This window comes from Dermacoccus sp. PE3 (assembly GCF_001021715.1).
Classification (GTDB): domain Bacteria; phylum Actinomycetota; class Actinomycetes; order Actinomycetales; family Dermatophilaceae; genus Dermacoccus; species Dermacoccus abyssi.
In genome coordinates, this window is the sequence record NZ_LDCM01000001.1 from 1,044,361 (window position 1) to 1,069,417 (window position 25,057).

The 25,057-nt window shown below is 69.6% G+C and carries 26 protein-coding genes; 7 read left to right on the forward strand and 19 right to left on the reverse strand.

Annotated features, from left to right (window positions below; genetic code table 11):
* Nucleotides 1-16 precede the first annotated feature (16 nt).
* Complete coding sequence (locus AA983_RS05050; protein ID WP_047310956.1) at nucleotides 17-640, forward strand: GNAT family N-acetyltransferase; 624 nt, start codon at nucleotides 17-19, stop codon at nucleotides 638-640.
* Here AA983_RS05050 and AA983_RS05055 read toward each other — a convergent pair.
* From AA983_RS05055 to AA983_RS14695, 10 genes are all read right to left on the reverse strand, one after another.
* Nucleotides 622-2,349, reverse strand: coding sequence for an NAD-binding protein (locus AA983_RS05055; protein ID WP_052946872.1), 1,728 nt, complete (start codon nucleotides 2,347-2,349; stop codon nucleotides 622-624). The genes AA983_RS05050 and AA983_RS05055 overlap by 19 nt on opposite strands.
* Nucleotides 2,350-2,362: 13 nt before the next feature.
* On the reverse strand, nucleotides 2,363-2,740 hold the full coding sequence (locus tag AA983_RS05060) for a DUF6394 family protein (RefSeq protein WP_047310957.1): 378 nt from the start codon (nucleotides 2,738-2,740) through the stop codon (nucleotides 2,363-2,365).
* Between the two features lie 85 nt (nucleotides 2,741-2,825).
* On the reverse strand, nucleotides 2,826-4,616 hold the full coding sequence (locus tag AA983_RS05065) for a DNA integrity scanning protein DisA nucleotide-binding domain protein (RefSeq protein ID WP_047310958.1): 1,791 nt from the start codon (nucleotides 4,614-4,616) through the stop codon (nucleotides 2,826-2,828).
* A 183-nt stretch (nucleotides 4,617-4,799) separates the two neighbouring features.
* Nucleotides 4,800-5,564 carry an antitoxin gene (locus tag AA983_RS15635; RefSeq protein WP_052946873.1) on the reverse strand — a complete coding sequence of 255 codons (765 nt, stop codon included), beginning with the start codon at nucleotides 5,562-5,564 and terminating at the stop codon, nucleotides 4,800-4,802.
* 263 nt (nucleotides 5,565-5,827) lie between these two features.
* The gene (locus AA983_RS05075; RefSeq protein ID WP_052946920.1) at nucleotides 5,828-6,334 is read right to left on the reverse strand and encodes a low molecular weight protein-tyrosine-phosphatase; all 507 of its coding nucleotides are present in this window, start codon (nucleotides 6,332-6,334) and stop codon (nucleotides 5,828-5,830) included.
* Nucleotides 6,334-7,425: an LLM class flavin-dependent oxidoreductase gene (locus AA983_RS05080; protein ID WP_231579526.1), complete on the reverse strand. Its 1,092-nt coding sequence runs from the start codon at nucleotides 7,423-7,425 to the stop codon at nucleotides 6,334-6,336. Before AA983_RS05080 ends, AA983_RS05075 begins: the two co-directional genes overlap by 1 nt.
* A 44-nt stretch (nucleotides 7,426-7,469) precedes the next feature.
* Entirely contained in the window at nucleotides 7,470-8,345 is an 876-nt protein-coding gene (locus AA983_RS05085; RefSeq protein ID WP_197078943.1) for an SGNH/GDSL hydrolase family protein, read from the reverse strand.
* 324 nt (nucleotides 8,346-8,669) lie between these two features.
* Entirely contained in the window at nucleotides 8,670-10,250 is a 1,581-nt protein-coding gene (locus AA983_RS05090) for an SDR family NAD(P)-dependent oxidoreductase (protein ID WP_082128696.1), read from the reverse strand.
* Between the two features lie 139 nt (nucleotides 10,251-10,389).
* Nucleotides 10,390-11,139, reverse strand: a complete 750-nt coding sequence (locus AA983_RS05095) for a response regulator transcription factor (protein ID WP_052946875.1) — start codon at nucleotides 11,137-11,139, stop codon at nucleotides 10,390-10,392.
* Nucleotides 11,127-12,365 (reverse strand): sensor histidine kinase, encoded by a 1,239-nt coding sequence (locus AA983_RS14695; protein ID WP_052946876.1) that lies wholly within the window; start codon nucleotides 12,363-12,365, stop codon nucleotides 11,127-11,129. Before AA983_RS14695 ends, AA983_RS05095 begins: the two co-directional genes overlap by 13 nt.
* 144 nt (nucleotides 12,366-12,509) lie before the next feature.
* Here AA983_RS14695 and AA983_RS05105 point away from each other — a divergent pair, with 144 nt between their 5' ends.
* Complete coding sequence (locus AA983_RS05105; RefSeq protein WP_052946877.1) at nucleotides 12,510-13,592, forward strand: CPBP family intramembrane glutamic endopeptidase; 1,083 nt, start codon at nucleotides 12,510-12,512, stop codon at nucleotides 13,590-13,592.
* 126 nt (nucleotides 13,593-13,718) lie between these two features.
* On the opposite strand, the gene AA983_RS05110 is transcribed toward AA983_RS05105, so the two are convergent.
* A complete protein-coding gene (locus AA983_RS05110; RefSeq protein WP_047310960.1) occupies nucleotides 13,719-14,600 on the reverse strand; it encodes a Dyp-type peroxidase in 882 nt (293 codons plus the stop codon).
* A gap of 210 nt (nucleotides 14,601-14,810) precedes the next feature.
* Here AA983_RS05110 and thiM point away from each other — a divergent pair, with 210 nt between their 5' ends.
* Genes thiM through thiD form a run of 3 tightly spaced genes read left to right on the forward strand, consistent with a single transcriptional unit; the run spans nucleotide 14,811 to nucleotide 17,205 of the window.
* Nucleotides 14,811-15,647, forward strand: a complete 837-nt coding sequence (gene thiM, locus AA983_RS05115) for a hydroxyethylthiazole kinase (RefSeq protein WP_156170181.1) — start codon at nucleotides 14,811-14,813, stop codon at nucleotides 15,645-15,647.
* Nucleotides 15,644-16,399: a thiamine phosphate synthase gene (gene thiE / locus AA983_RS05120; protein WP_052946878.1), complete on the forward strand. Its 756-nt coding sequence runs from the start codon at nucleotides 15,644-15,646 to the stop codon at nucleotides 16,397-16,399. Before thiM ends, thiE begins: the two co-directional genes overlap by 4 nt.
* Nucleotides 16,396-17,205, forward strand: coding sequence for a bifunctional hydroxymethylpyrimidine kinase/phosphomethylpyrimidine kinase (gene thiD, locus AA983_RS05125; protein WP_047310961.1), 810 nt, complete (start codon nucleotides 16,396-16,398; stop codon nucleotides 17,203-17,205). Before thiE ends, thiD begins: the two co-directional genes overlap by 4 nt.
* 63 nt (nucleotides 17,206-17,268) lie before the next feature.
* On the opposite strand, the gene AA983_RS05130 is transcribed toward thiD, so the two are convergent.
* From AA983_RS05130 to AA983_RS05140, 3 genes are all read right to left on the reverse strand, one after another.
* On the reverse strand, nucleotides 17,269-18,867 hold the full coding sequence (locus AA983_RS05130) for a peptide MFS transporter (protein WP_082128697.1): 1,599 nt from the start codon (nucleotides 18,865-18,867) through the stop codon (nucleotides 17,269-17,271).
* 95 nt (nucleotides 18,868-18,962) lie between these two features.
* On the reverse strand, nucleotides 18,963-19,553 hold the full coding sequence (locus AA983_RS05135) for a hypothetical protein (RefSeq protein WP_156170183.1): 591 nt from the start codon (nucleotides 19,551-19,553) through the stop codon (nucleotides 18,963-18,965).
* Nucleotides 19,554-19,653: 100 nt separating this feature from the next.
* Nucleotides 19,654-20,253, reverse strand: coding sequence for a LysE/ArgO family amino acid transporter (locus AA983_RS05140; protein WP_047310963.1), 600 nt, complete (start codon nucleotides 20,251-20,253; stop codon nucleotides 19,654-19,656).
* Between the two features lie 84 nt (nucleotides 20,254-20,337).
* Here AA983_RS05140 and AA983_RS05145 point away from each other — a divergent pair, with 84 nt between their 5' ends.
* Nucleotides 20,338-21,225, forward strand: coding sequence for an ArgP/LysG family DNA-binding transcriptional regulator (locus AA983_RS05145; RefSeq protein ID WP_047310964.1), 888 nt, complete (start codon nucleotides 20,338-20,340; stop codon nucleotides 21,223-21,225).
* Between the two features lie 210 nt (nucleotides 21,226-21,435).
* On the opposite strand, the gene AA983_RS05150 is transcribed toward AA983_RS05145, so the two are convergent.
* The 5 genes from AA983_RS05150 to AA983_RS05170 form a co-directional block, all read right to left on the reverse strand.
* Nucleotides 21,436-22,488, reverse strand: a complete 1,053-nt coding sequence (locus AA983_RS05150) for a nitronate monooxygenase (RefSeq protein WP_082128698.1) — start codon at nucleotides 22,486-22,488, stop codon at nucleotides 21,436-21,438.
* A 21-nt stretch (nucleotides 22,489-22,509) separates the two neighbouring features.
* Nucleotides 22,510-22,740, reverse strand: coding sequence for a hypothetical protein (locus AA983_RS05155; protein ID WP_047310965.1), 231 nt, complete (start codon nucleotides 22,738-22,740; stop codon nucleotides 22,510-22,512).
* Nucleotides 22,741-22,854: 114 nt separating this feature from the next.
* The gene (locus tag AA983_RS05160) at nucleotides 22,855-23,352 is read right to left on the reverse strand and encodes an MFS transporter (protein ID WP_082128699.1); all 498 of its coding nucleotides are present in this window, start codon (nucleotides 23,350-23,352) and stop codon (nucleotides 22,855-22,857) included.
* Between the two features lie 6 nt (nucleotides 23,353-23,358).
* Nucleotides 23,359-24,093 (reverse strand): MFS transporter, encoded by a 735-nt coding sequence (locus AA983_RS05165; RefSeq protein WP_047310967.1) that lies wholly within the window; start codon nucleotides 24,091-24,093, stop codon nucleotides 23,359-23,361.
* Nucleotides 24,093-24,506 carry a DUF3592 domain-containing protein gene (locus AA983_RS05170; protein ID WP_165357951.1) on the reverse strand — a complete coding sequence of 138 codons (414 nt, stop codon included), beginning with the start codon at nucleotides 24,504-24,506 and terminating at the stop codon, nucleotides 24,093-24,095. Before AA983_RS05170 ends, AA983_RS05165 begins: the two co-directional genes overlap by 1 nt.
* 140 nt (nucleotides 24,507-24,646) lie before the next feature.
* On the opposite strand from AA983_RS05170, the gene AA983_RS05175 reads away from it, so the two are divergent.
* Entirely contained in the window at nucleotides 24,647-24,916 is a 270-nt protein-coding gene (locus AA983_RS05175) for a hypothetical protein (protein WP_047310969.1), read from the forward strand.
* Nucleotides 24,917-25,057: the final 141 nt, after the last annotated feature.

Consider the following 25,057-nt stretch of genomic DNA (forward strand, 5'->3'; position numbering starts at 1 on the left):
GTGGCACAGTGACGCCATGAGCGCGCTGCCGAGTTTCGTGCCGAGCACACCCGTCGAGACGTCGCGCCTGCGTCTGCGCCCGATGACGAGCGACGACGTCGCGGCGGCCGCGGCGATTCGCGCCCAGCCGGAGGTCTACGCCTACCTGAGCCACGGTGCGCTCACGCCCGCCCAGCTCGAGGCCAGGCTGCGGCTCCGGATGGCCCGCACCACCTTGGCCAACGACGTCGAACGCGAGGTCCAGTTCGTCGTCGAGGCGTTCGCTCAGGACGATGACGCGGCGGTCGTCGGCGACTGCGGCTTCAAGGTGGCACGCGCCTGGACGCAGAACGACGCACCCACCGACAGCCTCGTTGCGCGAATCCACTACGCGATGTCACCGCTCGTGGCGGGGCGCGGCCTGGGCACCGAACTCGTCGGAGCACTCGTCGCCCACCTGTTCGCCGAGCCGCACGTGCATCGCATTCAGGCCGATGTGTTCGCCGACAACGTCGCGTCGCGCACCGTGCTCGAACGCAACGGTTTTCGTCAGGAGGGCTACTTCGTCGACGACGGCCTCATCGACGGCAAGTTCGTCGACGCGTGCCTCTACTCGCTTCTGCGCCGTGAGTGGGAAGGCGGTCAGGCCGCGGGGCGGTGACGCTTGAGCTTGCGCCACAGCCACGTCTCCGGCACGTGGGCGCCGGTCGCGATGTACTCCGCCGCAGCGTCCGAGTACTGCGTTTCGTGCAGCGCGAGCAGCCCCGAGCGGTGACCGACGACGAGCAGGTGGTCGTCGGTCGTCACGGTCGTCGACTCGTCGGGAGCGAAGATGTGCTCGCCGTTGCGGACGAGGACGAGCGGTACGAGCGGGAGGTGCTCGTCGCGGCCGTCGGGGCTCTTGAGGATCTGCCCGACGGTGAGTTCGTCGTGGAGCAGCCAGCGGTGCAGCGCGGGTGAGCCCTGGGCCGACAGGTCGACGAGCATCCGCTCCTTGCCGGTATGGCCGCAGTGCGCCGTGAGGCGCGCGATGATCCCCTCGGCGAACTCGTTGGGCTGCTGGACTGCGTACTCGACGAAGCTCCAGAACAGCGGCGTGACGACGCGCGCGAGGCTCTCCTGGGCGACGAGTTCCGTGGGCGTGAAGACGGAGTCGATGTCGAGCGCGCTCACGAGCGAGGCGCGGGCGTCCGACTGCTGGCGGACGGCGACGAAGAGGTCGGAGCGAGCGATCTTGGCGTGCTCGGCGAGCGCGAGGTTGGTCGTGTCGTTGTCCGTTCCGACGACGAATCCGTTGGCCCGCGAGACATCGGGGTGGCCGTCCTTGGGGTCGGCGACGGTGACGTTCATGCCGGCCCGTTCGAGATCGCTCGTCACCTCCTCGGAGAACTCACCGTCGGCGCACACCACCCAGCTGCCGCCGGGTTGGGGCAGGAACGGCTTGGGCATCTCGTCGTCGCGCGGGTCCATGAGCCACTTCACGAGGGCGTACGTGGCAGGGCGCTGCAGCGCGAGAACGAGGTAGGCGCCGTACCGGTCGCTCGGGTTGATGACGGCGTTCGGCGCGAAGTCATCCATGCGTTCCTCGACGACGCGGTCCATGCAGCGTGCGATGACGCTCGTGCCGGGGCGCAGCAACGTCGTCGCCATGACGACGGCGAGGTTGTCGGTGTCGTCGTCGGTGAGGGCCAGCACGCCCTCGCAGTGCAGATTGGCGAGCCCTGCCATGCCGAGCACGCTGGGCAGGCTCGCGTCGGCCTCGAGCGCAGGGACGTCGCTCTGCAACTCGTCCGTGGCGATCCGCTGGATGCGGTCCTCGCTGCGGTCGATGACGACGAAGCGCCGCCCCGCCTCGTCGAGTTCGCGGCAGACCTGACGCCCGGCCTGGCCGTACCCGCAGACGATGAGGAACGGCTCGCGGATGCGCTTGACCTTGCGGCGGAAGCGCTGCATCGCGACGGCGTCCTGGAAGCTCGCCGATTGAAGCAGCGACAGGAGCGTACCGATGGCGTACGCCCAGCCGACGACCGTCATGAAGATGCAGACCGTCACCCACATCCGTTGGGCGGTGGTGAAGGGCACGATCTCGCCGAAGCCGATCGTCGAGGCGGTGTAGGAGATGAAGTAGAACGCCTCGAACGGCGACAGGTGCGTCGCGTTTCCGTTCGCGTCCTTGCCCGGGATGATCGACAGCCCCAGCACGGAGATGGCGAACACCGTCGTGATGAACACGAGCGGCGAACGCATCCGGCGGATGACGATGAAGATCGCGTCGGTCGACGGTGCCTCGTCGGGGATGCGCACGGGCCGCCGCAGCCGGGTGCGGTGGCGGTGGCTGTGGCGGGCGAAGAAGGCGAGCATCGCGCTCATGGGGCGCAGGGATTCAGCGTCGGCGGTAGGAGATGGTCTCGGACACGAGCAGCACGACGCTCACGATGTTCGCCAGCAGGGCGCCGCCGGAGAGCGAGACGATGCTGGAGGTGGTGCCGGGGTCGTTCTCGTATCCGCCGGCGAGAACGTAGAACGCTGCCGCGGAGACGAGTTGGAGCACAGCCACGAGGGACGTGGCGAGGTGGATAGCGCCGATTTGCGTGCGGTCACCGAACTTGAGCACGAGCGCGATGAGGTTGACGAAGATCGCCACATACAGCTCGTTGATGTTGTGCAGCTTCGGGTCGCTCATGTCGCCGATGAAGTAACCGAAGTTCATCGTGGCGGCCAGCAGCACGAAGAAGCCGAAGACGACTTTTTCGAGGTTCATGCGTGAAAGCGTACGGCGTCGAACGGTCCGCCCTCCATCGCGGTGCCGATGGGAAGGTTCCTCGCGGTGGGCGCGGGCTCGCGGGCTACTGCTCCGGGGTGACGAAGTAGGAGTCGTCCATCGCAGGGTGCGGCGCGATGGGAACGACCTGCATGCGCACGCGCTCCTCGGCCCACCGTCGCTGCTCGACGGTCTCGCGTGCGTCGTTGACGGCCTCGCACTGCTCGGCGTCGAGGTAGAACTCGAGCTGGGTGGCGCGGGCGTCGAGGCGGGCCACCTTCTCGTAGTCGTGCCCCTCGTGGGCTGCCGTGACGAGCTGCTGCACGACGCGTTCGACGGTCGAACGGCGCATGCGGCGCGCGAGCTGCGGCAGGATGTCGATGCGTCCGTCCTCGCTCACGATGATGACCATCGAGCCCTTGCCACGCCCTGCGAGGTAGCGGATCGCCGAGTTGTACCGGGCCCCGCGCGAGATGTCGCCGGTGCCCGTGGCCGCGCCGTCGAGGATGACGCCGACGGCGTGGCAGTGGCCCTCCGGGCTGACGAGGACGGCGCCGTCGATCTTGGTCAGCGCGTGGAAGGCGTTGGGCCCGAGGCGGGTCGGCTCCACCGTGTACGCCTGCGGGAGAAGGCGTTCGCCCTCGGCGCGAGCATCGGGATGGACGACGAGCATCGTGCCGTGCTGCTGACGGATGCAGGCCTGGGCCATGTCCCACAGGATGTTCGCGTGCTGGTCGGTGGCCTCGGGGAAGACGCGCCGCACGGTGTGCACGAACGTGTCGGCGTCGACGAGGTCGCGCGGGAGCGTCGGCTGGCCGTTGTCGACGCGAAGGAACGGCGTCGTCGCGTGCCACAGCTCCCACGAGCCGTTGCCGACGACGCGGACGGTGAAGCAGCGTTCGTCGGCCGGGTCGTAGGAGTCTACGAGGGTGCCGAGGCCGTACACGTTGCGCCCGTCGCACAGGAGCTCGAGGCCCGGGCCCGTCATTTCGAGGGCCTTGCGGAAGGCGCGGGGCACGGACACGGCCACCTCGTGCTCGAACGCGACATCGCAGCGAACGGCCCCGTGGCCGGGTTGGGCGAGCACGAGGGTGCCGAGGCTGGCGCGCCCCTCGTAGGTCTGTGCCGACACGGCGTCGAGGGCATCACGCAGGCCGAGGGCGAACTCCTGCCCCGCGCGCGACGCGCACCCGTTGACGAAGGTGTCTGCGGCAGAACGCAGCACGGCACCTGCGTCGATGCCGATGAGGGAGACCGGGTGTTTGCGGTCGAGTTCGTGGCTGGCAGCGCGCAGCACGTCGTCGATGACGGCCTCGGGGAAGCACGCTGCGGCGTCGAAACCGTCGATCGTGGTTGTCGAGAGCTTCGGCAGTTCGGCCCACGGTTCGCTCAGCACGGCGAGCACGGGGAAGACGCGGTGGGCGTCGACGATGACGCTCATCCCGACGAAGAGTCGGCGGTCGTCGAATCGCGCTGCGGTGTCGAGGGCTTCGAGGAGAACCTGACGGTGGCAGCCCTCGCGCAGCGCGGTGAGGTAGTGCTCGGGATGCCATTCCTCGTCGGCGGCGTGGGGCACCCCGGCCGCCACCGAACGGGCCTCGGGGCAGGAGGCCGGGCAGGTTGTTCGGCGCTGCTCCTCGAAGAGCGCGTCGGCGCGGCCGAGGAGTCCGGCGAGCGGTTCGACGTCGAACGCGTTGCGCTCGGGCTCGATGAGGACGGCGTCGCTGCCGTCGACGGGGAAGCCGATGAGGAAACCACGTGGGTCGAGTTCGACGCCGGCGCGGTCGAGCGCTTCGTCGGCGAGTCGTTCCATCGACCACCGAAGCTCGCCCTGATCACCCCACAGGGACGCAGCACCACCCCGAACTGCTTCCATGGCAGGCATTTTCGCACGCCGATTTCGGTGCGAAGACCCGCGTCCCACGCGGTGGATCCCGGTGGGCTCCGGCATCGGTCAGAGAACGGCCCCCGGCTCGCGGCTACCAGGTGCGAAGAACCAAAACTGCGCGCGTCCCAGGCGAACCCGGGACGCGCGCAGCGTCAGTCGTCGTGCGTGCGGTCAGCGCAGCGTGTCGCCGTGGGGACCGTCCTCCGGGAGGCCGTCACCGACGCGGCGGACCGCGTTCTCCTGCTCGGCCTCGCCGCTGAGGGCGGTGACCTCCGGGTCGGCCAGTGCCTCGCCCGTGTCTGCGTCGGCACCGAAGTCGCCGTTCACGGAATTAATCTCGGGATCGGTCACGGCTGCGTTGTCGATGTCGGCGTTGCGCACGTCGCGCGCGCCGGCGTCGTCACCGAAACCGTCGGTGGTGGTGCTGTTCTCGCCGAGACCGTCGGCCTCGCCGTGGACGGAGTTGATCTCCGGGTCCGTGACAGGCTCGTTGTCGTCGACGGAGTAGGCGGTGTTCGGGTCGAGCGAGCTCGTCGGTGCGTCGGCGCCGACCGCACGATCGACGGCGCTCTCGCCGCCGAACTGGTCGTCGGCCGTCTGCAGGCCGTCCTGTGCGATGGCGCGGTCGATGGCCTCTTCGCTGCCGACCGCCGTGTCGCCGAAGTCACCGGTCGTCGTGCCTGCAGCGCCGGTGGCGGCGCCCGTGGCAGACACCTTGTCGACGCCGGTCATGGCGGCATCCTGCGCCTTGGCGACCTTGTCGGCGTACTTGCCGCCGGTCTTGTCGTTGACGGTGGCGCCGGCCTTCTGGACGGCCTCGGCGATCTTCTCGCGGTTGCCGTCAGCCGCGGCGGCGGCCTTCTCCTTGGCGAGCTGAGCCTTCTGGTCGAGGCCGAGTTCGGCTGCCTTGGCCCTGAGCTTGTCGGTGAATCCCATGATCGTCTCCCTGGTGGGTTCGATGGAAGGTCTTACCTGTCGTAACGAACCCTGCCACGCGGATGTTCCGGACACCAGAGGCAATTCGCCGGGATGCCGGGCCGGACGGACGACGCGCCGACACCAGCCGACGCAGGTCGCTGCCGGCGCCGCCTGCAACGGATCTCGACTGGTCGATGGCTCGGTGCATTCGTCGGGCCGGCGCCCGCGGCGATGACGGCCCGAGCCACCCGCATCGGGGGCGCCAGGGGCGGGCGGCAGCGTCAGTCGAGCTCGCGCACCGCGTCGGCGAGGGCGGGCATGGCCCGCTCCATCGTCGCGAGCGTCGTGACGAAGCCGTCCTGACCGCCGTACCAGGGGTCGGGCACGCCGTCGCCGGGCTCGGCCTCGGGGTCGTAGTCGGTGAGGAGGACGACGTGGTCAGGCAGGTCCCCGCCGTAGATGTCGCGCATCCGGTCGAGGTGGATGTCCTCCATGGCGACGACGAGGTCGTTCTCGTCGATCTCGTCGCGCGTGATCTGGTGCGCGCTGTGATCGTCGGCGTCGTAGCCGGCCTTCTTCAGTTCGGTGACGGCGCGAGGGTCGATCGGGTTGCCGATCTCCTCGGTGGACGTCGCGGCGCTCGTCAGCTCGACGTCGCCGAGGCCGTGTTCGGCGAAGTAGGTCGCGGCGACGCGCTCGGCCATCGGCGAGCGGCAGATGTTCCCCCAGCAGACGAACACCACCCTCCGAATGGGCGCCGCGGTGCCGGTGTCGCGTTTTCCAGGCATCATCGAATGCTGGCGACGATCTCGAGAGCGCGCTTCTGGGCCTCGAGGCCGCGGGCCGCGTTCGTCATCATGAGCTCGTCGGCCATGGCGTGCTCGGCGAACTGTTCGAGGTAGGCGCCGACGCGCTCGGGCCCGCCGATGGCGGTGTACGTGAGCATGTGCTTGGCCTGCTGGCCGGCGGGGGAGTCGAGAAGCATCTCGATCTCGTCGTCGCTGAGGCGGCGGTCGGCAGCGCCGAAGCGGGTGGCGAGGGAGCGAACGCGGGCGCGCAGGACCTCCTCGTACATCGTCGCCGCGGCGTCGTCGGTCTCGGCCGCCACGACGTTGAGGGCCGCGATGACGTGCGGCTCGGCCAGTTGCTCGGAGGGGCGGAACTCGGTGCGGTAGGCGTGAACCGCGGCCTGCAGCGCGTCGGGCGCGAAGTGGCTCGCGAAGGCGTACGGCAGGCCGAGAGCGGCGGCGAGCTTGGCACCGAACATGCTCGAGCCGAGGATGTAGAGAGGCACGTGGGTGCCCTGGCCGGGCACGGCCTCGATGCCGGCGAGGGGGCTCTCGTCGGAGAGCAGGCCCTGGAGCTCGACGACGTCCTGGGGGAAGCGGTCGCTGGCGTGCGGGTCGCGTCGCAGGGCCTGCCAGGTCCGCTGGTCGGTGCCGGGCGCCCGTCCGAGGCCGAGGTCGATGCGGCCCGGGTGCAGTTCGGCGAGGGTGCCGAACTGCTCGGCGATGACGAGCGGGGAGTGGTTCGGGAGCATGACGCCACCCGAGCCGACACGGATCGTGTTCGTGCGCGCCGCGACGTGCGCGAGCAGCACCGACGTCGCCGCGGACGCGATGTGTTTCATGTTGTGGTGCTCGGCGAACCAGATGCGCTCGAAACGGCCCGTCGCCTCAGCCGCCTGGGCGAGTGCGACGCTCGCGTTGATGGCGTCGCCGACGCTCTGGCCGCCGCCCACCTGGGCGAGGTCGAGGATCGACAGGGGGATGTCGCCGGCCTTCTTGGCGAACGACACGGTCTCGATCGTGGTGTCGTCCGGCGAGGAGCTCGCGCGGGTCGTCGGGTCAGTCGGGTGGGATGCGCCGTTGTCACTCACGTTCGGGTCAACGCTCGGCGTCGGGGCCGGCATTCCCCGGCGGCTCAGTTCGCTTCGGTGAGCAGGTGCGTGTCGGTGGGTCGCTTGGGTTCGGCGATGAGGGTGTCGAGGCGTTTGGCGAGCTTCTTGTGCAGCCACGCGGAGGGGTGGAAGCCGTCCTCGGCGAAGGCCTTGTCCTTCTCGAGCAGCCCCGATTCTGTGAGCAGGTAGTGCTGCACGTTCGGGTAGGTGGCGACGACGTCAGCCGCGACGGCGTCGAAGCGCAGGGCGCGGCTGCCGAGGGTGTGGCCGAGGAACGTCGGCATCGCGGGGAACTCCTGGATCGGGGGCACGCCGAGCAGGACGACCTGCACGAGCGGATTCACCTCGGTGATCGTGTCGAGCAGTGTGCGCAGACTGGTGCGCCAGGCGTCCTCGGTGCGTAGGTTCTTCACGTCGTTGACGCCGACGCTGAGGACCACCGCGTCGGCGCGCGCGAGTTCGCTGCGGACTGCGTCGGTGCCGGCGAGGAGGCTGACGTCGTGGGCGTCGGCGCCGGAGCGAGCGATGACGTGCCAGGCGACGGGGTGTTCGAAGCGCTCGGACATGCGGCAGGCGAGACGCCCGGCGATGCTGTCGCGGTGGTGTTTGATGCCGACGCCGTCGGCCACGCTGTCGCCGAGCACGACGAGGTGATGGTCGTCCTCGGGCTCGAAGTGAGAGCCGTTCGGCACGGTACTGGCCACGCCCTCACGCGCGGTGGCGCTGGGCAGCCGGGCGATGTCGTGACGCACACGTCGCCCCTGGACGATGAGCGCGGGCGCGCGCAGAAGAAGCGTCGGCAGCGAGCACCCGGGTGCTCGGGAGGAGACCTTCGAGCGGACGCGGCGGACGGCGCGGGCGACCCCGGACGAGCGGCGTTCGGCTAAGAGGTCACGCATGGCGCCCATGGTTGCCGATTTCACGAAGATGACGCCACGCCGACGCGACTCGTTCACCCAACCGTTAGGTCGCTGTGACCTGCGGGTGAGCTACCTCACCCGATGAGTGCCGCGCACGCGTCGCGGCGACGTTGCCCGGGCTAGGGGGCTCTGCGACGCGAACCGCCGCCAGTCTTTGTGACTTTAGGGCCCTAAAGTTACAAAGACTGCTTGGGACCGCTCACTTAGAAATGATCTGGCGCCCGTCTGATCTGACACAGATCGCCCCATGAGCCGATGGCAGCGTCACGAAGCCAGCCGATGGGGTCCGGCCGCACGTCGGCGTCACCAAGGGTGCTCGGCGAAGTCCTTGAGGAAGATGCCGTACTGGTCGACGCCGTTCTCGCCCATGACGATCGGGTCGTAGACGCGGGCGGCGCCGTCGACGAGGTCGAGCGGCGCGTGCCAGCCCTCCTCGGCGATGCGCAGCTTCTCGTGGTGCGGACGTTCGTCGGTGATCCAGCCGGTGTCGACGGCGGTCATGAGGATCTTGTCGGTCGCGAACATCTCACCCGCCGACGTGCGCGTCATCATGTTGAGCGCCGCCTTCGCCATGTTCGTGTGCGGGTGTCCGGGGCCCTTGTAGCGGCGCGAGAACTGCCCCTCCATCGCCGAGACGTTGACGACGTAGGCGCGCCTCGCACCGTTCTTCACCGCCTGACGCATCGACGGCCGCAGCCGGCTCACGAGCAGGAAGGGCGCCGTCGAGTTGCACAGCTGCACCTCGAGAAGCTCGAGCGGGTCGACCTCCTCGACCTTCTGCTTCCAGCTGTTGACGCGCTGCGTGTCCGGCAACAACCCGCCCGCGTCGACGGCCGTACCCGCCTGGTACGCATCGAGACTCGCGTGCCCGGCCGACAGGGCGAGCGACGTCATCGCCGCCGCCGACTGCGCCTCAAGCTCGGACGCCCGGGCTCCCGCCTCGTCATGGTTCTCGTCGTCCGCCGCGTGCGTGTGCTTGTGCGCCGCGAGCGTGCCCGCGAGGTTGGCCGGGTGCGCGTCGCTGATGCGATCGAACTGCACGATCTGCGGCAAGGCGATGTCGCGCGGCAGCGGCAGCTCCTCACCCGCGACGAGGTTCGAGTACGCGCCGGGCGTGCGCCGCACCGTCTGCGCCGCGTTGTTGATGAGAATGTCGAGCGGCCCCGCCTCGGCCACCTCGTCGGCCAGGGCGATGACCTGCGTCGGGTCGCGCAGGTCGATGCCGACGATCTTGAGCCGGTCGATCCACTCCGGCGAGTCGGCGAGCTCCGCGAACCGGCGGGCCGCGTCACGCGGGAAGCGCGTCGTGATCGTCAGGTGCGCGCCGTCACGCAACAGCATGAGTGCGATGTACATGCCGATCTTCGCGCGCCCGCCCGTCAGCAGCGCGCGCTTGCCCGTGAGGTCGACGCGCTGGTGACGCTTGGCGTGGCTCATCGCCGCGCACTTCGGGCAGAGCCAGTGGTAGAACGCGTCGACGGTCGTGTACTTCTCGTGGCAGATGTAGCAACCGCGCGGCGTGTGCAGCTCGCCCGCGACGTCGCCGACCGTGCTCGACGTCAGGGGGATGCCCTTCGTCTCGTCGTCGATCCGAAGCGGCGAACCGGTAGCCGTGGACTCGAGCACCTTCGTGTCGTGGGCGCGCAAGGGCCCGAGCTCGGCCTCGCGCGCCTCGTTGCGCCGCGCCTTGCGTACCCGCTTGTACATCGTGCCGGTGGCGCGCTTGACCCGCTGGATGTCGGGGTGGCCCGCCGGCAGTTCGTGCAGCATGCCGAGGACGCGCAACGTCGTCGCCATCTCGTCGGCGTCGATCGCGGTCTCGGCGAACAGCTGCTCCTGCTCGGGCGTCAGCGCCTCTTCGTGCACGTGCTCAGGGGCTGCCATGTCGTCCGAATCCACCCGGCAAGTGTAGGCGGGGCGGTGAGGGGCCACCCCAGCGGTGGACCCAGCCGGTGACGTTCGTTGCGGTTGGCTACGTTGCACCGTCACCAACCGCAAGAAACGTGGCCAACGTCGAGGTTGGCTACGTTTCGGACAGCTCGAGCACCCGGATGGCCAACTGGACGCGGTTCGTCACGCCGAGCTTGTCGAACAGTCGGCTCGTGTGGGTCTTGATCGTCGGCATGCTGAGGTACAGCTGCTGAGCGATCTCGGCGTTCGTCAGGCCTTGAGCGATGAGCTGGGCCACCTCCCACTCACGCTCCGTGACGCCGGACGGCGCGGGGGCGGGTGATGGCTTCGCTGACGGCGCGCCGGGGGCTGAATCCCCGACCGAACCGCCGCCGAGTCCGATGCCGTCGGCCGACTCAGCACCCGCACCTGCAGGCTTGTCCGCAGCCAAGCGCACGAGCCGCGCCAGCACCGACGGCGAGAACCGTGCACCGCCGCGGGCTGCGTCGAGCACGGCTTCGACGACGGCCTCCGGGGGAGAGTCCTTGAGCAGGAACGACACCGCCCCGCCGCGCAGCGCGTCGAGCAGGTAGTCGTCGGTGTCGAACGCGGTGAGGACGACGACGCGCGCCCGTGCCCCTTCGTCGGCGAGCGCCCGGGTGGCGTCGAGCCCGTTCATGCGCGGCATGCGGACGTCCATGAGGACGACGTCCGGGTCGAGTTCACGCGTGAGCGTCACGGCTTCGGTGCCATCGGCGGCTTCGCCCACGACCTCGATGCCGCGAGCGCCGTCGATCATGAGCCGCAGCCCGGCGCGCATGAGGTTCTCGTCGTCGGCGACGAGCACGCGAACGCGGGCGTCGGGGTCGGTCAGCTGCGCCACGGAATGCGCACCTCCACAGTGAAGTAGCCGGGTGTCTCGCGTCGGTTCATCGTGCCACCGATCAGACGCACCCGCTCGCCCACCCCGACGAGTCCGAGACCGGTGCTCAGGGCCTCCGACGACGCGGCCGTGGGGTTGGTGCTCACGACGACCAGCGTGTCCTCGTCGCGTCGGAACGTGAGTGCGAGCGGAGCGTCGGGAGCGTGCTTGCCCGCGTTGACGATGAGTTCACTGACGATGCGGTGCACTGCCGCGCCGTTGGTACCGGTCAGCGTCCCGAGGTCGGTCTCCTCCAGGCCCTCGAAGCTGACGGTGACGAGGCGGCCCTGCGCACGAGCGTCCTCGACGAGCGTGAGGACATCACGCGCCGACGGGAGGGGCCGCGCATCGGGTGTGGGGCTGCGCAACGCGGAGAGCACGTCGCGCAGTTCGGCGTTCGCGGTTCCCGCAGCGTCGCGCAGGGTGCGGGCGGTGGCGCGCATCTGCTCCGGCGAGAGGTCCTCACGGTAGGCGAGCGCGCCGGCGTGCATCGCGATGAGGGAGAGGTGGTGCGAAAGGCTGTCGTGCATGTCGCGCGCGATGGCGGTGCGTTCCTCCGAACGGGCACGCTCCGCGTCGATCTGCTTCGACCGGGCCAGGGCAGCGTGTTCGCGTTCGATGGCCGCACGCTCGCGCTGGGCGGCGATGGCCTGCGCCTGCCACGACGCGAGCAACTCCACCCGCTCGGCCCGCGAACGGCCCCAGGCGAGGAAGGCGTAGCCGATCGGCACCATGATGAGCGACCACAGGAGGGTCGACCAGTCGAGGGACAGCCGCTGCTCGGTCAGTGCCGTCTGGACAAGACCCGTCGCGACGAGAAGAGCGAGCACCGCGACGTCGTCCCGGCGACGGCGCAACCCACCGAGTCGGACGACGGCGACCAGCGCTGCGGGTGTCGCGAAAGCGCTGACGGCGGAGGCGAGCAGGAGCAGGTAGTTCCACCGCCCCGCGCGAGACATCGGGCCCACAGCGATCACCGCGACGAAGCCGAGGAGGAAATCCCAGAGGAGCAGCCCGTTCTCGTAGGAGGAAAGACCGTCCTCCTCGAGCGTTTCGATCTGGATGCCGAAGATCACGACGCCGAGGACGAAACAGGCCGCGCTCACCGCGAACGGACGCCAGCGCCGCCGGCCGGCGAGGCGTTCGTTGTTCGAGGTGGCCAGCGACGTGCCGGCGGAAGGTGCCATACCGCCATCGTAGGAACGCGCGAAGGGATGACGGTATCGGCCGAAGGTCGCTCCCTGGCGCGGTACGTCAGCCGAAAGAATGAACCTCGACGACCATGCCCTGGGCCGATGTGCCGGGCATGCTCGAGCGACGAGGGTTGAGGCATGGAACGAGACGAGACGCGGCCACAGCCGCAGCACACGACGCCGGTGGGCGTCGGGCACGACGAGCCGCACACGAACACCCTGCCGGTCCGCCCGGTCGGCCTCGATGCGGGGGCTCCGGCGCAGCCGGTTCTGCCGACGACCCAGGCTCCCGACGAGGCCATGGCGGCTTCCAGCACAGAGCCTCGCTGGGCGAACCTGCCTTACCACCGGCTCGCCCACGTCACACCGAGTTCCAGGCGGTGGTGGCGGCCGCTCGTCATGCTGCTCATGTTCGTCGTCACGACGCTCGTCGTCGCAGCCGTGGCCACTGGCCTTGCCTTCGCGGTCCACGCGATCTTCCCGGAACTGCGTCGACCCACCGAAGACCTCGGGGACTCACGCAATCCGGCTGACTTCTTCTACGGCTTCCTCTCCGTCGCGCTCTTCCTGCCGGTCGTGTGGGTGGCTGTCCGCGTCGGTGGCCGACGCGGCACGATCCACTCGGTGTTCGGCCACTACCGCTGGGAGTTCATGGCGAAGGCAGCTCGCGTCGTCGTGCCCGTCTCCGCAGTTGCCGTCCTCGCGCCGATCTTCCTCTTCGACGCGGACACCCTCACGACGACCACGCGGTCGACGACGCTGTGGATCCTCCTCTTCGCCGTCGTTCTCGTGCCGTTGCAGGCCGCCGCGGAGGAGTACGTCTTCCGCGGATTGCTCCCGCAGATGATCGGAACCTGGCTGCGTTCGCCGGTGTGGGGCGTGCTCGTGGCGGCGCCCCTGTTCACCGTGCTGCACGGGTACGACGCAGTCGGTCTCGTCGACATCGCCCTCTTCGCCGTGTGTACCGCCTACCTGGCGTGGAAGTCCGGCGGACTTGAGCTGCCGGTGCTGCTGCACGTGTCGAACAACCTGTTCATCGGGCTCATCACGCCGTTCGTCCCGGACGCCCTCGCGCAGGGTGAGACGGAGTTGTGGTCCGTCGTCTGGTCGGCCGTCACCACGCTCATCCTCACCGTCTGGATGAGCCGCTTCGTCGACCGCGAGTACGGCCTGACGCGCTTCCAGCCCGTCGTCCGTCCCGCCCTGACGAGGGCCGTCTGACGCCGAGGCACGTCCCCAGCCGGTGACGTTTGCTGCGGTTGGTGACGGTGCAACGTCACCAACCGCAACGGCCGTAGCCAACGTCGAAGTTGGCTACGGCCGCTCGGCGTGCGTGGCGGCGGAGCGTCAGCCCTTGAACGCGTCCACCGGGGGGATGACGTAGTACGAACCGGTCTCGGCGTTCGAGTACTTCGTCAGGGCGTCGCGCGGGTAGTCGCCGACGCCGGCCATCGACTCGAGCATGTCGTGCAGACGCTTCTGCTCGCACGCGAACCCGACGAACATCGTGCCGTGCGAGCTGACGTCGCCGTAGGGCATGTTGCGGCGCACGATGTGGCCGAAGTCGTCCTGGTCGGTGCGCTCTGCGTGGCTCGTCTCCGGCTTGTCCTCGAGCTCGACGGAGTCGACCTTCGTACGGCCGATGACGCCCTCCTGCTCCTCGGTGGAGAGCGACTCCCAGGCCTTCTGCTTGTGCGGCCACTTCTGCAGCAGCAGCACGCTCGAGCCCTCGCCGGGCTTGCCGTCCGTGACGACGGCCTCGTCGTACTGCTCGATCGTCGTGGGGTTCTCGGTGCCGTCAACGAACCCCGTGAGGTCACGGTTCGTCTGGTAGACCCAGCCCTCCGTCTCGTCGACGACGCGGATACCCGGCACCACCTCGCGCGCGATGGCAAGCAGCTGACGCGTCGCGTCGAACACCTTGTCGCGCGCACCGCCGAACACCCAAAAGACGAGGTCGCGCTGCGTCGCGGGGATGACGTAACCGTCGGCGCCGACGACGTCGTCGGCGAAGTCGTGCACGTTCTCGGGCGTGTGCTTCGGCGAGATCTCCTTCATGAGCGAGGGGCGCACACCGACGACGAAGTTGACGCCCACGTCGTCCTGCTCGGCCTCGAAGAGCGGCAGCAGCTGCGAGAGCGAGGTGAGCGAACCGGGCGCGACCTCGAACTCGATGTACTCGCTCGACGTCGCACCTTCGACGAAGATGCCGGTCTGGGCCTGGGGCATGCTCAACAAACTCCTTGTGAAGGGGTGTACCTGTCTGCCTCCAGGCTATCGACCCCCTCGCCCCGCGGCGCCAGGGGAATCGGTAGATTGGTGAGCGTCCCGCGGGAGCCTTCGAGCTGAGAGACGCCAAGTGTGCGTCGACCGCCAGATCCACCGTCATCGGTGGGCACACCTGATCCGGGTAATGCCGGCGTAGGAAGGAGACGCGCGATGATCGCGCCCCGAAACACCCCTGCCCCCACACGACCTCGCGCCGAAGTCGACGAGATCGCAGCCGTGGTCGACGCCGTCCGCGTGGCCGCACCACTCACGCAGTGCCTGACGAACTCGGTCGTCACCGGTTTCACGGCGAACGTGCTCCTCGCCGTCGGAGCCTCACCTGCCGTGGTCGACTCGCGCGAGGAGGGGCCGATCTTCGCTGATATCGCCGACGGTCTGCTCATCAACGTCGGCACCGTCAATGCCATGACCGTCGACTCGATGCTCGCCACCGCTGCCGCGCGCGAGGATGCGGGCCGGACATGGTGTCTCGATCCGGTCGCCGTGGGTGCTCTCCCCGTCCGGACGGCGCTGGCCCGCGACCTGCTCGAACACCGCCCCAGCGTCGTGCGTGGCAACGCCTCCGAGGTGCTCGGCCTCGTCGGCGAGACGGGCGCGGGGCGCGGCGTGGACGCCGGCGACGACGTCGACTCCGCCCTCGACGTGGCGGCCGCACTGGCCGCTCGCACCGGGGGAGCGGTTGCCGTGAGCGGGGAGGTGGACGCCGTCGTCGCGACCGACACGCCTACCCTTCGCATCGCGAACGGCCACCCGATCATGACGAAGGTGACTGGCGTCGGGTGCGCCCTGGGAGCCATGGTCGCTGCGTACCTGCCCGTGGCCAGAACGCCGCACCTCGCGGCTGCAGCCGCCACCGCGGCCCTCACCGTCGCCGCCGATGACGCGGCGTACCGGGCCAGTGGCCCCGGCAGTTTCGCCGTCGAGTTGCTGGACGCCCTCGCCCGGGTCGACGCCGAGGCCGTCGCCGCGAACCTGGACCTGCGATGACGCCGCGGACCGCGACCACGACCACCACGTCGACCGCGACCTCGCAGGCGGCTCTGCCCGATCGGCGCTCCCTTCGGCCGCGCCTCTATCTCGTCACCGACACGCACCTGTGTGGCGGCCCACGGGGCGTCGTCGAGACGGCACTCGCCGCCGCGAAGCACGGCGCGGACATCGTCCAACTGCGTGACCACGACGCCACGACACGCGAACTGGCCGCACTGGCAGCCGAACTGGTCGAGGCGCTCGAGCCGACCGGCGTACCGCTCGTCATCGACGACCGCCTCGACGTGGCGCTCGCGGCGGGTGCCGCGGGCGTGCACCTCGGTCAGAGCGATCTCGATCCCGTCGCCGCACGGCGAATCGCCGAGGCCCTCGGGCGCCACGACTTCCACATCGGATGGTCGGTCTCTCGCGCCGACGAGATCAGGGCGGCGGACGCGATGCCGCCCGGCACGCTCGACCTGCTCGGCATCGGCCCCTACCGGGCCACGCCGACCAAGCCGAACGCTCCGGAGCCGCTCGGCGCCGACGGCGTCGGCGCTCTGGTCTCAGTGGCCCGTGCGGGCGGTGTTCCGGCTGTCGTCATCGGTGGCGTCAAGCAGGCAGACGTCGGCGGCCTCGTCCGGGAAGGTGTGCGAGGTGTTGCTGTCGTCTCGGCGATCTGCGGCCAGCCCGATCCCGCCTCGGCCACCCGCGACCTGCGGGCTGCGCTCGACGAGGCGCTGGCTCGCGACGCGGGTGAGCGGGCATGACGACGCGCATCCCCAACGTGCTGTCGATCGCCGGCACCGACCCGAGCGGCGGGGCCGGCATCATGGCCGACCTCAAGACCTTCGGCGCCCTGGGCGCCTACGGCTGCGGCGTCGTCACGGCGGTCGTCGCGCAGAACACCCAGGGTGTGGAGGCCGTCGGTCTGCTGACGCCCGACCAGGTGCGCACCCAGATCGAGAACCTCCTGGCCGACGTGCGCATCGACGCGATCAAGATCGGGATGCTCGGCTCCGCCGCCGTCATCGAGACCGTCGCCGACGCACTCGAAGCACACCCCGAGGTGCCGTGGCGCGTGCTCGATCCCGTCATGGTCGCCTCGAGCGGGGACCGATTGCTCGACGAGGACGCCGTCGACGCGCTGCGTTCGCGTCTCGTGCCGACGGCGGACGTCATCACGCCGAACCTCGCCGAGGCCGCGGTCCTGCTCGATCTGCCCGAGCCCCCGCCGGAGCCGACCGAAGATCTCGCCGCACGGCTGACGCAACTGGGGGCGGGCGTCATGCTCAAGGGCGGTCACGGGACGGGCGATTCGAGTGAGGACATCCTCCTCGTCGGCGGCGACGTCACCCACCTGTCGGCGCCGCGCATCGCGACGCGGAACACCCACGGCACCGGCTGCACGCTGAGCGCCGCCATGGCCGCGTTGCGTCCCCAGCGTGACGGATGGGCGGAAGCGACCCGTGACGCCAAGGACTACCTGACGCAGGCCCTCGCCGCGAGCGAGCGTCTCGATGTCGGAGCCGGCACGGGGCACGGGCCCGTCCACCACTTCCACGCCTGGTGGTGAACGCGCGAACGCCCGACTCCGAGGAGGGAGCCGGGCGTTCGTGCCGTCACGGGACGTGTCACGTCATGCCGTGGTGACGCGCTCGTCGACGTCCTTGATGTGTCGCGCGATCCACGGCGTCAGGGCCATGAGAACGAGCGAGAACCCGGCCGTGATGAGGCCGAGGGTGAGGAAGAACGTCGTGTCGCCCATGCCCTCCATGAGGCGAATCGCCTGCGCGGCGGCGGACTGGCCGACCGCGGACGCGAGGAACCACAGCGCCATGCTCTGCGTCGTGAACGCCGCGGGTGCGAGCTTCGACGTCGCAGAGATGCCGACGGGCGACAGGCACAGCTCACCGATCGTCTGGATGACGAAGACGCTCGCCAACGCCCACATCGGCGCCGTCGGGCCGCTCGGCCACAGGTACGAGTAGTAGGCGAGGAGGACGAACGACAGGCCGGCGAGGAGCACGCCGATGGAGAACTTCGCGCCGGTGCCCGGGAAGCGTCCGGCGCGCTTCATCCACAGCGCGGCCGTGACCGGCGCGAGCAGGACGATGAAGAGCGGGTTGACGCTCTGGAAGAACTCGGCGCTCACACCGATGCCGAACACCTCGCCGAGGTCGGTGCGATCGGCGGCGAAGGCCGCCATCTTGCTCGCGGCCTGCTCGAAGATCATCCAGAACAGCACCGCACCGATCCACAGGGGCACGTACGCCTGCAGGTGCGAACGCTCGCGCGCCGTCACCTTGGGGCTCTTGAACATCGTGACGAAGACGCCGAGCGCGGTGATGACCGACAGCGCCGTCACACCGTTGATGATGGCGGTCGGGTTGTCCGCCGAGACGGCGAAGCTGATGCCGAACACGGCGGCGATGACGACGGCCGAGCCGCCGACGAGGCGCACGACGCCGGGGATCTCCTCGCGCGTCAGCGGGTTCGTCGGGCGCGAACCGGCGCCGCGCAGCTTCTTGCGGAAGAGGAACATGCCGATGAGGCCGAGCGCCATGCCGATGGCCGCGGCGGAGAAGCCGGCGTGGTAACCCCATCGGTCCTTGAGGAAGGTGACGACGAACGGAGAGAAGAAGGAGCCGATGTTGATCGACATGTAGAAGATCGAGAAGCCGGAGTCCCGTCGCCCGTCCTGCGGGTCGTACAGCTGCCCGACGACGGACGAGACGGACGCCTTCTGCAGACCCGTTCCGAGCGCGACGACGGCGATGCCGAGCCACGAGAACGCTTCGGCGGGCACGGAGAGGAAGATGTGGCCCGCCATGATGACGATGCCGCCGAACAGGGTCGCCTTGAACGCTCCGATGACGCGGTCGGCGAGCCAGCCGCCGAGCACGCTGAGCAGGTACACGGAGGCGCCGTACGTCGCGACGATGGCGAGGGCGATCGACTGCTCGACGCCGAGGCCGCCGTTCGTGGCGGTGTCGTAGAGGTAGTACGCGAGGATCGCGCGCATGCCGTAGTAGCTGAAGCGCTCCCACAGCTCGGCGTTGAACAGCGTCCCGAGCCCGGCAGGATGTCCGAGGAATCCGCGGTCGGGCAGCGACGGCTCGGTGCGGCCGCCGGAGATGGCCTCCCGCGTTACGGGATCGTCGAGGTCGACGTCGGTGACGTTCGCCGGGGAGTCACCGACCGGTGAGTCCTGGTGTGGTCGTGAGGAATCGACCATGAGGGGGTCGCCCTTCGGTAGGGGGACACCGTCGTCGGGGTGATGACAACGGCCACACCTGGCAGGTGCGGCCGTCAATCATAGTCTTGCGATGCTTAGGCGGGCGCCGTCGGTTCCGGGTCCAGGTCGGCCACGGCGGCGCGGGCTTCCTCGATGGCCTCGAGCACCTCGGGCAGGTCGAGCAGCGAGTGGATCTCGGCGCTCGGCATGACGTCGGAGAGGTTGGCCACCCGGTCACGGTTGAGCCACACCGTGAGCCAGCCGCGCTCAGCAGCGAGTTCGAAGGCTGCGACGTTGTTGCTGATGAGCACGATGTGGTCGACGGGCTTGCCGGTCTCGGCGACCACGGACTCGATGCGATCGAGCGTCTCGATCCAGTTGAGGTGGTTCTCGGTGGTGTGGAGTTCGGGTGCGGCGTTGCTCGGAGCGTGCGGGCCGTCGACGCGGGCCTTGAACGGAGGCAGGAGGCACTCGTGCCCCTCGGGCATCGGGGCGTAGTCGATGAGGTTCACCGTGCCCGTCTCGCTGAGGCCCACCATCGTGGGCAGGACATCGGCAAAGAGTTCCGGCTCGCGCTCGTCGGAGCGTCCCCCAGCCCGAGCCCCCTGCTCGAGCAAACCGGTCAACATGAATCCCCGTCGATCCCACAGGGTTTCGTCGCCATCGAACCAGACAGAAATGGTCACCTGATCAGCGTGACAGATGGAGGCGTGATTCTCCTAGTCGAGCCGCGGAATCTGGCCCTCAGGGGTGAAGCGCTGCTCCCGCCCGAGGGGGTGTGTGCGCTCAGGTGGTGACGAGCATCCCGGCGAAGCCGAACATCATGACGCCGACGACGGTGTCGATGACCTGCCAGGTGCGTGCCTTGCGCACGAGCGGGGTGAGCGCGCGGGCGCCGTACCCGAGTGCCGCGAACCACAGGATGCTGGCCGCCACCGAGCCGGCGTAGAACCACCACCGTCCTTCGGGGCCACGCGAATTGGCGAGCGAGCCGATCATGACGACGGTGTCGAGGTAGACGTGCGGGTTGAGGAACGTCAGGCCGAGCACGGTGAGGACGGCGGTGCGCCGGCTCACCGGCGGCGCGTCGGCCGGGCTGAGCGAGCTGGCCCGGCGGGCGCTGCGCAGGGCGTTGATACCGAACCAGATGAGGTAGGCGGCGCCGAACCACTTGAGCGCCTTGATCGCCGTCGGGTGCGCTTCGACGACGGCGCCCAAGCCGAGCACGCCGGCCAGTTCGAGCGCGATGTCGCCGAGGGCGCAGACGACGACGATGAGGGTGACGTGCTGACGCAGCAGGCCCTGGCGCAGGACGAAGGCGTTCTGGGAGCCGATGGCGACGATGAGGCCGAGGCCCGTGAGGAAGCCGGTGAGCAGGTGCGTCATGGCTCGAGCGTAGGAATCGCGCCCTCTGTAGAACAGTTCATGTTTCTACAGATACCTAAGCATTACTTCATCTACCGTGGGCCTATGCGCGTGCGTGACGACCACTTCAAGGCCCTTGTCGCCTGCGTCGACGAGGGCGCCTTCGACGGCGCGGCCGCGGCACTGCGCATCACGCCGCCGGCGGTCTCGCAACGGATCAAGGCGCTCGAACAGGAACTCGGGCAGATCGTTCTCGTCCGGTCGGTGCCGGTGCGTCCGACGCCCGTGGGCGAGATCGTGCTGCGCACCGGCCGCCAGCGCGCGCTGCTCGACGCCGAGCTCGTCCGGGCGCTCGGGGGCGGCGGCAGCGAGCGTGGTGTCAGTGCCCCCGTCGTCGACCTGCCCGTCGCCGTCAACGCCGACTCGCTCGCCACGTGGTTCGTCGAGGTGCTCGAGACGGTCGGCGAATGGGGTGACGCTCGGCTGCGGGTCTTCGTCGAGGATCAGGACCACTCCGCCCAACTGTTGCGCGACGGTTCGGTCATCGGCGCCGTGACGGCGAGCGACGTGGCGGTGCAGGGGTGTTCGGTTCAAGAGCTGGGCGTCATGCGCTACGTCGCGCGGGTGCGGCGCTCGCAGTGGGAGGCGTGCGGGCGCTCACTGGAGCGAGTACCGACGGTGCGTTTCAATGATCGTGACGACCTGCAGCGCGGCGTGCTGCGGCGCCGGGGGCTCGGCGAGCCTCCGTTGGAACACGTCGTGCCGTCGGCGGAGGGCTTCTCGGCCGCCGTCCGTGCGGGCCTCGGGTGGGGCATGATCCCCGAGGGTCTGGAAGGCCCCGCCGGGAGGGGCGGCGGGCGCGACGAGCTGATTCCGGTGCCCGGCGTCGAACCGCTCGACGTCCCTTTGTACTGGCAGTGCTGGCGCCTCGACGCTCCGTCGCTGGCGCGCCTCAGCGACGAGGTGACGTCCGCCGCCCACGCTCTGCGATGACCCGACCGCGCACGAGAAATATCATTTACGACACTTCGGCGTGCCCTAATTGCCAAAAGCCCAGAAGCAAAGGTTAGGCTTACCTCATTACGCACATTCTCCCGTGAGGAAAGGGGAGCCGTCTGCGCTGAGTCGATTCGTTGCCAAGCACACGCGCCGAGGCCGCGTCCGGAGGTTGCCACCTCGAACCGGACGCGGCCTTCGCCTGTGTCAGCTCTCGCGACCGGCCAGCCAGCGCGTGATGCGCCCGGCGTCGCCTTCGATGACTCGCCCCGGCATAGCGGCGGCGCTGCGGCGCCAGCCCTCGCCGGCCCACAGGTGCGTCCACTGCGGGTCGCCGGTCTCCGCGGCCTTCTTGCGCAGCGGGGCGAGCAGGCGGTTCACCTCGGGGTAGGCGGCCGGCGTGACGGCGGTGATTCCGTCGAACATCGCCATGAACTCGTTGGCGAGGCCGCGGGCGTAGCGGCCGGAGAAGGCGCGCGTCAGGCCGGTCTCGGAGAAATCGTCGGAGGCGAGGGCCAAACGGTGCGTCAGCGAGGAACCGGCCGACGAGGAGCGCAGGTAGGCCGTTCCGGCCTGGACGGCGACGGCGCCGGCATCGAGCGCGGCCTGCGTGTCGGCGGGCGTGGCGATGCCACCGGCTGCGAGCAGCGGTACGTCGACGGCGCCGCGCACGTCGTCGAAGAGCTGCGGCAGGGCGACGTCGCTCGGCTCGGCGTAGAGGTCGAACGTGCTCTGGTGGCCGCCGGCGTCGGGGCCCTGAACGATGAGGAAGTCCATGCCGCGCTCGACGGCGGCGCGGGCGTCCTCGGGGGAGGTGACCATCGCGCCGAGGCTCGTGCCGACGCCGCGCAGCGCCGTGACGTCCTCGGCCGACGGCAGGCCGAAGGTGAAGGTGACGACGTCGACGGGGTGGGTGACGAGCCAGTCGAGCTTGGCACCGTAATCGTCGTCGTCCCAGGAGGGTTCGCCGAGTTCGACGTCGAACTTCTTGGCGATGGGGCCGAGCTTCTCGCGCAACCCGGCGAGCGCCTCGGCGTCCGTGCTCTGCGGGCCGGGGATGAAGAGGTTGACGCCCGCAGCGACGCCGGCGTCCTGCACGTCGCGCACCTCGCGGGCCATCGTGTCGACGTCCTTGTTGCCCCCGGCGAGCACGCCCCAGCCACCGGCCTTCGAGGCGTCGATGACGAGTTCCGTGGTCGTGGGGCCGCCTGCCATGGGCGATGCCACGACGGGCAGTTCAAGACTTTCGAACGAGAACATGCCCTCAGTGTCCCAGGTTGGTCAGCGCTTCGGCTTGTCGCCGCCGGAGGCGAGCACCTCGTGCACCCACTCGGGGGCGGTGGTGCCGCGCGCCTCGTGCGCGGCGATGACGCGGCGGGCGCGCTCGCGGCGCAGGCGACGCTTCGGGTCGCTCGCGGGCACGTGCTGGGCGGGGCCGAAGACGGAGACACCGATGTACTCGAGGCGCCAGCCCATGCGGTAGCCGATGCTCAAACCGGTGTTGTCCTTCATTCCATCTCCTCGTCGGGGCGCGGGTGCGCCGAACGGTCCTGCGGCGAGCCTAGCGCGACTTCCCTGAACTTTTCTCGGGGTGCGTGGGGTCCTTCGTCCCGTGAACGAGCTTCGTCACTCGGGTCGGGTCGTACTCGCCTCGGAGCCGTGACGATCACGCATACCCCACGCGAGCAACGGCAGCCCGAACGCGGTGACGACGGCGGCGAACAGCGGCAGCCTCGTGGCGGCCATCGTCAGGATGAGCACGCTGCCGATGTACGCACCGAGGCTGATGCCGATCTGGAACGCGCCGACGTAGATCGGCGTGGCCGCGTCGTTGTGACCGGGTGTCGTGGCGAGCACGCGCGTCTGCATGGCGACTGGCAGCACGCCGAACGCTCCACCCCAGACCACGGCGGCGACGGCGCCCGTCGCGGTGCCGGGCAGGAACGTCAGGGCGAGCAGCGCAAGGATCATGCAGGTGAGCGCGATGGTCGTCACGCGGCGCGGGTGAGCGTCGAGGTGACGGCTCGCGAACGCCGTCGTGAGAGCGCCGGCCAGCCCGTAACAGAACAGTTCGACGGCGTACGCGGTGCCGGAGATGCCGCGCGCTTCGAGGATCGGGGCGATGAACGCTCAGGCCGCGTTGTGTGCCGTGACGATGAGGGCCGTCACGCCGCAGAGCGTGTAGAACGGCACGCGCATCGACGCCGGGATGCGGAGCGAGAACGCGCCGCCGGAACGCGCTTCGAGCGGCGGCAGCTTGAGCTGGCTGGCCATCGCGACGAGCAACGCGATGACGGCGATGACGCCGCTCGCGAACCGCCACCCGACGTGCTCGCTCACAGCGGCGACGAACGGCGGACCGGCCACGACGCCGACGCTCGCACCGAGGAACGCGCCACCGACGGCTTTCGCCTCCGCGCCCTTGCGGGCCAGGCTCGCGGCAGCGACCGGCACGACGGCGAAGATGCCACCGTGTGCGATCGCGCCGATGAGTCGCGCGATCGTCACGACGAGGAGATTCGGGGCGATCGCGGAGAGAGCCATCGAGACGAACAGTGCGAGCAGTGACCCGACGATGACGAGCCGCCGCGAGAGGGCCCGTGTGGCCATGACGACGGGGATCGTCGCCACTCCGACGCCGATGGCGTACCAGGTGACGAGGCGCCCGACGGCGGATTCGGATTCGCCGAGGTCGCGCGTCATGTCGGGCATGGCGCCGACCGGGTACATCTCGGCGGTGAGGAAGACGAAAAGCCCCGCAGCGAGGAGGAAGAGCCGTGTCGTGCGCAGCCGGTCGCCCTCGCCGGCCCCCGGTGCGTTGGGGGAGGCGCCGTCGCTCGGAGCGGCGGCGGAGGGCTGCGTCATCAGCCGAGCACGCGCACGAGCACGAACACCGCGAAGACGACGAAGAGCAGCAACGTGACGACCATGCAGCCCATGGTCGCGAGGGTGCCGTTGGCGGCCTTGGGCACAGCGTTGGCCGGGTCGCTCGGGTCGACCGACAGCGGCAGCCGCTGGCCGTCGCGCCCGTTCGTGCTCATGCCGCCGGTCTTCGTCTCCAGGACGTGACGCCCACCGTCGGGGGCCGTGTAACGAATGCGTGCGAGGGAGTTCTTGCGCCCGTCCTCGCCGGTGGCGAGCTGGACGACGCCGTCGACGACCGGCCAGCTACGGCGGCGCACAGCACCCACGATGCCCTTGAGCAGGGCGGCTGCGAGCGCGAGGCCGAAGACGAGTATGACGACGGCGGCAGCAACGGGCACGAATCCACTCTTCACCCGACGAGCGTAACGAGCACCGCGCAATCGGGCTGTCACGGGGCGTGGGCGCAGCGGTCGGCGAGCAGCACGCAAACCCCGTAGGGGTGTCACACGCGTCGCACAGGAACCCCATAGCAACGCGGCGTTGAGTCAGGGCCATGAACACCACACAGAACACCTCGTCCCAGGCCGCCACCTCCCGCTTCGGCTCGCTCAGGAACCTCGGCCGCGGCATCGTCGTCAGCTCCGCGGTTGCCCTCATGGGCGTCTCGACGATGAGCGCCGCGGACGCCTCGGCAGCCGGCGTGGCCACCGGCATCCGGTACGCCGGCAACACCGCCGAGGTCGTGAAACCCGCCCCGACGAACCTGGCCGTCGAGTCGAATGCCCGTTACGCCGTGCGCGACGGAAAGCTCGTGCGCCTGTAGGCCCACCCCGAAGACTCCTGCGGCCGGCCGTTCACGCAAATCGTGACGCCGAGCTGGGCGCCTCACGCCGCGCGACGTTCGTGGTGTTCGGCGCGCCATCCGCGCCCAGCGGGCCGGTTGCAGGCACACGTGACCTGCGCG